Here is a 10,091-nt window from a genome sequence, read left to right as displayed (position 1 = left end):
CCGTGCCGCCGTCGGTCCACTCGACGGGGACGACCGCCTCGGCGCCCTCCGGGAGCGGGGCGCCGGTCATGATGCGGGCGGCCTCGCCCGCGCCGACGCGCCGGCCGGGGCCGAGCCCGTCGTCGCCGGCCGCGATGTCGCCGATGACGGTGAGGACGGCGGGGAACTCCTCGGTGGCGCCCTCGACATCGGCGACGCGGACCGCGTAACCGTCCATCGAGCTGTTGTCGAAGGGCGGCAGGGCGACCTCCACCACGACGTCCTCGACCAGGACGCAGCCCTGGGCCTCGGGCAGGTGCAGCTCGATGGGTTCGAGCGGCCTCACCGCGGCGAGGATGTCTTCCAGGTGCTCGTCCACCGACCAGATCGTGCTGCTCAACGTGCTACATCTCCTCGGTGACGTACCGGCGGAGCCAGCTGCGGAACTCCGGCCCCAGGTCCTCACGTTCGCACGCGAGTCTGACAATGGCACGCAGATAGTCGCTGCGGTCGCCGGTGTCGTAGCGGCGGCCCTTGAAGACGACGCCGTGCACGGGCCCGCCGGCCTTCTCGTCCTCGGCGAGCAGTTGCAGGGCGTCGGTCAGCTGGATCTCGTTGCCCCGGCCCGGCTCGGTCCGGCGCAGTATCCCGAACACGGCGGGGTCCAGGACGTAGCGGCCGATGACCGCGAGGTTGCTGGGCGCGTCGGCGGGTTCCGGCTTCTCGACCAGGCCGGTGACGCGTACGACGTCCGCTTCGGCGGTGGGCTCGACGGCCGCGCAGCCGTACTGGTGGATCATCGCGGGCGGGACCTCCATGAGCGCGATGACGCTGCCGCCCTCGCGCTCCTGGATCTCGGTCATCCGGGTCAGCAGCGGGTCGCGGGGGTCGATCAGGTCGTCGCCCAGGAGCACCGCGAACGGCTCGTCGCCGACGTGCGGCGCGGCGCACAGGACGGCGTGGCCCAGGCCGCGGGGGTCGCCCTGGCGGACGTAGTGCATGGTGGCGAGGTCCGTGGACTCGCGGACCTTGCGCAGCCGGTCGGCGTCGCCCTTGCGGGTCAGGGCGCCCTCCAGCTCGTAGTTCCGGTCGAAGTGGTCCTCCAGGGGACGCTTGTTGCGGCCGGTGATCATCAGTACGTCGTGCAGTCCGGCGGCCACCGCTTCCTCGACGACGTACTGGATGGCAGGCTTGTCGACGACCGGCAGCATCTCCTTGGGAGTGGCCTTGGTGGCCGGGAGGAAGCGGGTCCCGAGGCCCGCCGCCGGGATGACGGCCTTGCTGATCCTGGAGCTCGACTGGGTCATGCGCTGAACTTTATCGGGGCCACGTGGGCGGAAGATGAGGCTCCGGTTAACTTTGTCCTCATATAGACCTGTCCGAGAGGCCGGTGGGTGTCCGTTGAGCACCGACATGTCCGCAAAGGCCGAACTGCGGCGCGATCTGCTCGCCGCGCGGCGGCTCCTGACGGACCGGGACGTCCAACGGGCCGCCTCGGTTCTCGCCGGCCACGCGCTCGGACTGCCGGAGCTGAGCGGGGCCCGGACCGTCGCCGCGTACGTCTCGGTGGGGCGCGAGCCGGGCACCCGCGCGCTGCTGGACGCGCTGCGCGCCCGGGGCGTACGGGTGCTGCTGCCGGTCCTCCTCGCCGACAACGACCTGGACTGGGCGGCGTACGAGGGGGCGGAAGGGCTCGCGAGGGCGGGTCGCGGGCTGCTCGAACCCACCGGCGGGCGGCTGGGCCCCGACGCCGTCCTGGAGGCGGACGCGGTGCTGCTGCCCGGGCTCGCGGTGGACGCGCGCGGCATGCGGCTGGGGCGCGGCGGCGGCAGCTACGACCGGGTGCTGGCCCGCCTGACGGCCGCCGGAGCCGTGCCCGCGCTCATCGTCCTGCTGTACGCGAACGAGGTGGTCGCGCGGGTGCCCGCGGAGCCGCACGACTTCCCCGTGAACGCGGTGGTCACACCGCAGGGCCCCCGGCGCTTCAGCGTGAGCTGAGGCACCGGGGGCCTGCGGGGCGCACTCACGGTTTGAGGGTCAGCGTGTCCGTCGTCGTCCCGGCCACGGCGTTCGTGCCGTAGGCCCAGGGCAGCAGTTCACCGTTGACCCACTTGTCGGTCTGGTCGGTGTAGTGCGCGCTGAACGCGTGCCCGGAGGCGCCGGTGAGGTTGATCCAGCGGGACTTGTCCCAGTCGGCCACGTTGAGGACCATCCGCATCGACGGCACCCAGACCACCTCGTAGCCGCCGGCCGCGTTCCAGCCGGTGGCGTCCACGGCGGCCTCGCCGCCGCCGAGGTCCCAGGGGCCCCGGTTCAGGAGCCGCTGGAGGAGTCCGGGGCCCTCGGTGCCCAGGGTCTGGTTCTTCAGGGTCAGCTGGTGGAGCCGGCCCCAGTTCCAGGTGGTGATGTCCTTGCCCAGCTTGGCCGTGAGCTCCCAGCGGGCGTCCTCCATGGCGCGGGCGAACAGCTCGTCGCGGGTCTCGGTCGCCTTGTCCTTGCGGCTCTTGGGCGTCTTCCACCACGGGCTGTCCGGCTTGTCCATGAGGTTGGCGACGACCTGGTACCAGCGGTCACCGCCGTCCGGCTGCGCGGAGTCCGGGGAGCGCTGGCCGCACTCGCGCACCAGCCGGTCCTGCTCGTCGGCCGGGCCCGAGTTCTTGGCCGGGGGCACGTTCAGGCACTCGCCCTCGACGCGCATCTCCTTGGGCAGCTTGTCACCGAAGGCGAGCTTGAGGATGTTGCGCCAGACGCCGTTGAAGTACGCGGCGGCGGCCGAGTCTGCCTCCTGGGTGTAGTCCCAGCCCTCCAGCAGCTTCTGCGCCTGGCGGACGTCCTTGTCGGCGACGTTGATCTTCAGCAGTTCGGGCACCAGCAGCGCGGCGATCTCGCTGGTGTTGTCCATCTGCATCTTCTGCATGTCCTCGGTCGAGATCTTGCCGCCGCCCTTGATCTTCGACTGGATGAGGTCGTTGATCCGCTGGCTGCGGCTGCCGTAGCCCCAGTCCTTGGTCAGCAGGTACGGGTAGGTGTCCTCGTCGATCACGGCCTGGTTGGCGGTGACGATGTAGCCGCGCTTCGGGTTGTACTCGTAGGGCAGCTCGTCGAACGGGATCGGGTCCTTCTTCCAGCCGTACGCCGAGGACCAGCCGGGGCTGGGCGTCGTGCCGTCGCCCTTCTTGCGGACCGGGATCGTGCCGGGGGCCTGGTAGCCGATGTTGCCCTTGGTGTCGGCGTAGATGAGGTTCTGCGAGGGGACCTCGAAGTGCTCGGACGCCTTGCGGAAGCTCGTGAAGTCCTTGGCGCGGTTCAGCTCGAACACGGCGTCCATGGAGTGGCCGGGCTGCAGCGCGGTCCACTTCAGGGCGACGGCGTAACCGTCGGCGCGGTCCGGGGCGGAGTTGGTGACGGGGGCCTTCTGGCCGACCTTCTCCAGCTCGCTGCTGCGGTCGGAGACCAGCGGGCCGTTGTTGGTCTCGCGGACCGTGATGTGCCGGTCCTTGCCGCCCGCGACCTTGATGGTCTCCTCGCGGGTGGTGAAGGGCTTGGTCCTGCCGTCGTACAGGTAGCCGTCGGAGGTGACCTTCTCCAGGAAGAGGTCGGTGACGTCGGCGCCGAGGTTGGTGAAGCCCCAGGCGATGTCCTGGTTGTGGCCGATGATCACACCGGGCATGCCGGAGAAGGTGTAGCCGGCCGTGTCGTACTTGCAGGTTTCGGAGACCTGCCGGCAGTGAAGGCCCATCTGGTACCAGAGGGACGGCAGCATCGGCGCGAGGTGCGGGTCGTTGGCGAGCAGCGGCTTGTTGGTCGTCGTGTACGTGCCGGAGACCACCCAGGAGTTCGAGCCGATGCCGGTGCCGTTCGGGCCGAGCAGCGCGGGGATCTCGTCCAGGGTGTCGGAGAGCGCGCCGAGCTGCGTGTTCAGGCCCTGCGTCGCGCCCGCCACGGTGCCGGCGCCGGTGCCCTCGGAGTCCGTGGCCTTCGGGTCGAACGTGCCGGTGACCGAGGAGATGCCGCCCTCGGTGACGATCGGCTCGTGCTTGTCGTACGGGTACGCGGGGTAGAGCTGCTTGATCTCGTCGGCGTCGAGCCGGCTCGTCATCAGCGAGCGGTCGATCTCGTCCTGCATGTTGCCGCGCAGGTCCCAGGCCATGGCCTTCAGCCAGGCGACCGAGTCGACCGGGGTCCACTTCGTCGGCTTGTAGTCGTTGGTGAGGCCGAGCGCGGCGTACTCGACGGAGATGTCCTTGCCGTCGCGCCCCTTCAGGTAGGCGTTCACGCCGTCCGCGTACGCCTGGAGGTTCTTCTTGGTCTCGTCGGACAGGACGGTGTCGTACTCCTCCTGCGCGACCTTGCGCCAGCCCAGCGTCCGCAGGAAGGAGTCCGTCTCGACCTGCCCGGAGCCGAACATCTCGGAGAGCCGGCCGGCCGTCAGGTGGCGGCGTACGTCCATCTCCCAGAAGCGGTCCTGCGCCTGCACGAAGCCCTGGGCGCGGAACAGGTCGGCGTCCGAGTCCGCGTAGATCTGCGGGATCCCGTAGCCGTCGCGCTTGACGTCGACGTTGCCGGAGAGCCCGTCGAGGTGGATGGTCCCGCTGGTCTGCGGGTACGAGGCGCGCACGGTGGACACGGACCAGTACGTTCCGTAACCGATGCCCGCGACCAGCGCCAGCACCAGGACGATCAAGAGAAGGCGGGCGCGGCGTCCCTTCTTCCTCTTCTTGCGCGGCCCGCCACCGGCGGTACCGGTGGATCCGGAGGAGACGGTTGTTGTGGCGGGCATCGCTGTCCTTCGAGGGCAGGGCGGTCCTGGGAGTGCAGGAGCAACCATAGGCGCAGCGCGTCACCCACTCGGACGCGGTATCAGGATGGCTCGAATTGCGTAGCGATCGTACGAATACTCGAACGCATCAAGAAAACGTTAAAGATTAGGTAAGGTAACGAAGTACCGGCCGCCGGAAGACGATCCGGCAGGCGTACGCAGGGAAAGGACCGGCCACTGACTGTCCACTCGCTCAACGAACTCCTGCTCGCCTGCTCGCTCGTCCTGCTCGTCGCCGTCGTGGCGGTACGCATCTCGTCCCGCAGCGGGCTCCCCAGCCTGCTCCTGTACCTGGGCATCGGCATCGCCCTGGGCCAGGACGGCTTCTTCGACGTCAAGTTCGACAACGCGGAGCTGACGCAGGTCATCGGCTACGCGGCACTCGTCGTGATCCTCGCCGAGGGCGGCCTCGGCACGAAGTGGAAAGAGGTCAGACCCGCGCTTCCGGCGGCCGCGGTGCTGTCGCTGGTCGGCGTGGCGATCAGCGTCGGCGTGACCGCGGCCGGGGCGCACTACCTGGTCGGCCTGGAATGGCGGCAGGCGCTCATCATCGGCGCGGTCGTCTCCTCCACGGACGCCGCGGCGGTCTTCTCCGTACTGCGCAAGGTCCCGCTGCCCGCCCGCGTCACCGGCGTCCTGGAAGCCGAGTCCGGCTTCAACGACGCCCCCGTGGTCATCCTCGTCGTCGCCTTCTCGACCATCGGCGAGGTCGAGAGCTGGTACGTACTGATCGGCGAGATAGCCCTGGAGCTGGCCATCGGCGCCGCCGTCGGCATCGCCGTGGGCTGGCTCGGCTCGTACGGGCTGCGCCATGTGGCGCTCCCCGCCTCCGGCCTCTACCCCATCGCCGTCATGGCCATCGCGGTGTCCGCGTACGCGGCCGGCGCCATGCTCCACGGCAGCGGGTTCCTCGCCGTCTACCTGGCATCGATGATCCTCGGCAACGCCAAACTGCCGCACTGGCCGGCGACCCGGGGCTTCGCGGACGGGCTCGGCTGGCTCGCCCAGATCGGCATGTTCGTCCTGCTCGGCCTGCTGGTCACCCCGCACGACCTGCTGGACGACTTCTGGCCCGCCGTCGTCGTGGGCCTGGTGCTGACCGTGGTGGCACGGCCGCTGGAGGTCTTCATCTCGCTGGTGCCGTTCCGGTTGCCCTGGCAGGAGAAGGCCCTCATGTCATGGGCCGGGCTGCGCGGCGCCGTACCCATCATCCTGGCGACCATCCCCATGGTGTCCGGAATCGAAGGCTCCACCCGGGTCTTCAACATCGTCTTCGTCCTGGTCATCGTCTACACCCTCATCCAGGGCCCGACCCTCCCCTGGCTCGCCAAGGCCCTCCACATCAAGGACGACCCGTCCGAGGCGTCCGACCTGGGCATCGAATCGGCGCCCCTGGAACGGCTGCGCGGGCACCTGCTGTCCGTGGCCATCCCCGCGAAGTCGAAGATGCACGGCGTCGAGGTCGGAGAGCTCCGCATGCCCGCGGGCGCCGCGGTCACCCTCGTGGTGCGCGACGACAAGAGCTTCGTACCCGCCCCGTCCACGGTGCTCAGGCGCGGCGACGAACTGCTCGTCGTGGCCACCGACCCGGTGCGCGACGCGGCCGAGGCACGGCTGCGCGCGGTCGCCGAGGGCGGCAAGCTGGCCGGCTGGCTCAAGCAGGGCACCGCCGAACAGGAGGGGCACAAGCGCAACGCGAAGGCACATCACTGAGCCCACACCGCGTTCACAGGCGGCGAGGGGCGGAGCGCCCACAATCGCAGGGCCTCCACCCTTCCTGCCTGTAGCATGAAGGAAACCCAGAATCACCGATTGATCGACCAACTCTGCCTGACGCAGAGCTGGCGCGACCGTATGGCGGTCGTGGCGTCCTCCGTACCGGCTGTGCCCCGCACACCGGCCGCGAGCGCCCGGCATCTACCGCAGTTCCGCGCGAAGAGGACAGCTCTCGGCAGCCCCCGCCCGGGCCCGCACCCCTGTGCCGGCCGCCCCGGGGGCACGGCCACCAGGCGGCAGAAAGGCAAGGACCGTGGCGTCCACGGTCTCCGAACGCCCCGGATACGGGCAGCTGCTGCGCACCCCCGGGGCGTGGACCTTCCTCCTTCCCGGCTTCGCCGCACGGCAGCCCTTCGCGATGCTGACCATCGGCATCGTGCTGCTCGTCCAGCACACCACCGGCTCGTACGGCAGCGCCGGCGCCGTCGCGGCCGTCACCGGGGTCTCCATGGCCCTGTTCGCGCCGCAGACGGGCAAGCTCGCCGACCGGTTCGGCCAGCGGGCCGTGCTGCTCCCCGGCGTCCTGGTCCACGCCGCCGCCGTCTCGCTCCTGGTGACGCTCGCCCTGGCGGACGCGCCCCTCTGGGCCCTGTTCGCCGCGGCCGTTCCGACCGGCGCGTCCGTCCCGCAGATCGGCCCCATGGTGCGGGCCCGCTGGGCGGCCATGCTCGGCGCGGCACCGGGCCGCGAGGCGTCCCCGCTGCTGCCGACGGCCGCCGCGTTCGAGTCGGTGACGGACGAGTTCACCTTCGTCATCGGCCCGGTCGTCGCCACCGCGCTCTGCACGGGCGTGCACCCGGCGGCCGGCCTCATCGCCGAGGCCGCGCTCACCCTGGTCGGCGGTCTGCTCTTCGCCGCGCGGCGCGCCACGCAGCCGCCCGTCCGCGACCGCTCCCTGCCCGGCACCGAGCGGCACGCCTCGGCCCTGTCCATCCCCGGCGTACGCGTGCTCGCGGTCGCCTTCCTCGGCATCGGCTCGGTCTTCGGCGGCATGCAGGTCTCGCTGACCGCGTTCGCCGAGGAGATCGGCAACCCGGGCGCCAACGGCGTGCTGTACGGGATCTTCGCCGCCGGCAACATGCTCGCCGGGATCGCCTGCGGGGCCGTCGCCTGGAAGTCCGGCCCCCGCCGCCGCCTGCTCGTCGGCTACACGGCGCTGGCGCTCACCGCGTCGGGCCTGTGGGCGGTGCACTCCGCGCCGCTGCTCGCCGGGCTGGGTCTGCTGGTCGGGCTCTGCATCGCCCCGGCCCTGATCAGCGGCTACACGCTGGTCGAAGCGCTGGTGCCGGGCTCGGCGCGGACGGAGGCGTTCACCTGGCTGACGGGCGCGGTCGCGCTGGGCCAGGCGGCGGCGGTGACCGTGGCCGGCCAACTCGCGGACGGACACGGCGCGAGCGCCGGTTTCCTGGTCCCGCTGGTGGGTACGGTGCTGGCCCTGGCGACCCTGCTGACGCTGCGGTCGAGGCTCCTGCCGGCCGGTGCGGGGCGGACCGTCGCGCGTGGTATCGGTCACCGCGGGCCGGTCACGGTGGACTGATCCAGCGGAATACGTCACTATGGAGCGTCGTTAGCACTCATCGAGTCAGAGTGCCAGGAGGAACAAAGTGCCGACCTACCAGTACCAGTGCACCGAGTGTGGCGAGGGCCTCGAAGCGGTGCAGAAGTTCACCGATGACGCCCTCACGGTGTGCCCGAACTGCGACGGACGCCTGAAGAAGGTGTTCTCGGCGGTCGGCATCGTCTTCAAGGGTTCCGGCTTCTACCGGAACGACAGCCGCGGCTCCTCGTCGAGCAGCACGCCGGCTTCCTCCGCCGCGAAGACCTCCGGTTCCGGATCGTCGTCCTCCAGCTCCTCGACGTCCTCGGACTCGAAGTCCTCGGCCGCCCCGGCGTCCACGTCGTCGGCCTCCTCGTCCTCTTCCTCGACGAGCGGTTCGTCGGCCGCCTGAGCGCCCGGCTCCACAGCTTTCGCGAAGAGCCTCCTTCCTGCGGGGAACCCCGCTTCCGCGAAGACCCGGCTTTCACGAAGACCTCGCCTTGGCGAAGACCCGGCTTTCACGAAGACCCCGCTTTCGCGAAGACCCCGCCGAACCGCTCGGCGGGGTCTTCGCGCGCCCACGCCCGTCGGAGGGGGCTTCGCGGACACGGCCTAGGGTGACCGCATGGCGAACGCAGAGATCGGTGTGATCGGCGGCTCGGGGCTGTACTCCTTCCTGGAGGACGTCACCGAGGTCCGCGTGGAAACCCCTTACGGAGACCCCAGCGACTCCGTCTTCATCGGCGAGACGGGCGGCCGCCGGGTCGCCTTCCTCCCCCGGCACGGCCGGGGCCACCACGTGCCCCCGCACCGCATCAACTACCGCGCCAACCTGTGGGCGCTGCGCTCGGTCGGCGTCCGCCAGGTGCTGGGCCCGTGCGCGGTGGGCGGCCTGCGCCCGGAGTACGGGCCGGGCACCCTGATCGTGCCGGACCAGCTGGTGGACCGCACCAAGACCCGGGTGCAGACCTATTACGACGGTGTCACCCGGGCCGACGGGGCCCTGCCGAACGTGGTGCACCTGGGCTTCGCCGACCCGTACTGCCCCGAGGGCCGCAAGGTGGCGCTGGCCGCCGCGCGGGGCCGGGACTGGGAGGCGGTGGACGGCGGCACGCTCGTGGTGGTCGAGGGGCCGCGCTTCTCGACCCGCGCCGAATCGCGCTGGCACGCGGCGATGGGCTGGTCCGTGGTCGGCATGACCGGCCACCCCGAGGCGGTGCTCGCCCGCGAACTGGGCCTCTGCTACACCACGATGACCCTGGTCACGGACCTGGACGCGGGCGCGGAGGCCGGTGAGGGCGTCTCCCACGAGGAGGTGCTGAAGGTCTTCGCCGCCAATGTGGACCGGCTGCGCTCGGTCCTCTTCGACGCGGTGGCGGCGCTGCCGGCGGCGGACGAGCGGGACTGCCCGTGCGGGCACGCGCTGGACGGGATCGAGACGGGGATCGCGCTGCCGTAGCGAGCCCGTTGTTCGCGCGGCGGGGCTTCGGCCCGGTGGTGTCCGGGCCTGGCCGCCTGGTCGCCTGGTCGTTCCGGCCTGGCCGTGTTCCGGCGGCCCGCCCGTTCCCGCCGCCGCCTGGCCGTTCCCGCGTGCCCGTGTTCCGGCCTGCCCGTGTTCCGGCGGCCCGCCCGTTCCCGCCTGCCGTGTTCCCACCTGCGGGTGACGGGGTTTTCCCCATGCGGTAGACGGTCCACAGGCTCCGGCGGGAATCGGGCGGCTGGTGGATCGTGGGGGTTGTCCGGCGGCCGGAACCTCGGGGTTCCGGCCGTTGGGCCCCACCCATCGGCCCCTGACGCAGGCGGTGTTCGCGATGCGCTCGTCCGGTTCCCCCTCCTTCCCCCAGACCGCTTCCGCCGTTCCCCGCACGGGCGCGCCGCCGGGGCCGTTGCCCGCGCCGCCGCCGTGCGGGGTGCCGGCGTTCCCGCCCCTGCGGGTGCGTGGGGGTGCCGGTCAGCGGCTGCGCCGTGCGGTGTGGCGGC

At 71.2% G+C, this 10,091-nt stretch carries 7 protein-coding genes and 1 pseudogene; 5 read left to right on the top strand and 3 right to left on the bottom strand.

The features are described from left to right. Nucleotides 1-379 (bottom strand): annotated as a pseudogene (locus G3I41_RS18045) (molybdopterin molybdenumtransferase MoeA); the annotation flags it as partial. A 4-nt stretch (nt 380-383) separates the two neighbouring features. Then, nucleotides 384-1,286 (bottom strand): UTP--glucose-1-phosphate uridylyltransferase GalU, encoded by a 903-nt coding sequence (galU, locus tag G3I41_RS18040; RefSeq protein WP_164401247.1) that lies wholly within the window; start codon nt 1,284-1,286, stop codon nt 384-386. A 106-nt stretch (nt 1,287-1,392) separates the two neighbouring features. Between galU and G3I41_RS18035 the strand changes: the two genes are divergently transcribed. Next, nucleotides 1,393-1,977: a 5-formyltetrahydrofolate cyclo-ligase gene (locus G3I41_RS18035; protein ID WP_164401246.1), complete on the top strand. Its 585-nt coding sequence runs from the start codon at nt 1,393-1,395 to the stop codon at nt 1,975-1,977. A 25-nt stretch (nt 1,978-2,002) separates the two neighbouring features. Here G3I41_RS18035 and G3I41_RS18030 read toward each other — a convergent pair whose 3' ends face one another. After that, nucleotides 2,003-4,759, bottom strand: coding sequence for a penicillin acylase family protein (locus G3I41_RS18030; RefSeq protein ID WP_164401245.1), 2,757 nt, complete (start codon nt 4,757-4,759; stop codon nt 2,003-2,005). A 243-nt stretch (nt 4,760-5,002) separates the two neighbouring features. Between G3I41_RS18030 and G3I41_RS18025 the strand changes: the two genes are divergently transcribed. The 4 genes from G3I41_RS18025 (at nt 5,003) to G3I41_RS18010 (ending at nt 9,570) form a co-directional block, all read left to right on the top strand. Beyond that, a complete protein-coding gene (locus G3I41_RS18025) occupies nt 5,003-6,511 on the top strand; it encodes a potassium/proton antiporter (protein ID WP_239081689.1) in 1,509 nt (502 codons plus the stop codon). A 316-nt stretch (nt 6,512-6,827) separates the two neighbouring features. Next, nucleotides 6,828-8,111, top strand: coding sequence for an MFS transporter (locus tag G3I41_RS18020; RefSeq protein WP_164401244.1), 1,284 nt, complete (start codon nt 6,828-6,830; stop codon nt 8,109-8,111). 67 nt (nt 8,112-8,178) lie between these two features. Next, a complete protein-coding gene (locus G3I41_RS18015; protein ID WP_164401243.1) occupies nt 8,179-8,523 on the top strand; it encodes an FmdB family zinc ribbon protein in 345 nt (114 codons plus the stop codon). A 213-nt stretch (nt 8,524-8,736) separates the two neighbouring features. Then, nucleotides 8,737-9,570, top strand: coding sequence for an S-methyl-5'-thioadenosine phosphorylase (locus G3I41_RS18010; protein ID WP_164401242.1), 834 nt, complete (start codon nt 8,737-8,739; stop codon nt 9,568-9,570). The last annotated feature ends 521 nt before the right edge of the window (nt 9,571-10,091 follow it).

Origin of the sequence: Streptomyces sp. SID9727 (genome assembly GCF_010550605.1) — a bacterium.
Lineage (GTDB): Bacteria > Actinomycetota > Actinomycetes > Streptomycetales > Streptomycetaceae > Streptomyces.
Note: the sequence above shows the minus strand (reverse complement) of the source record. Positions and strands in the feature narration are given on the sequence as shown.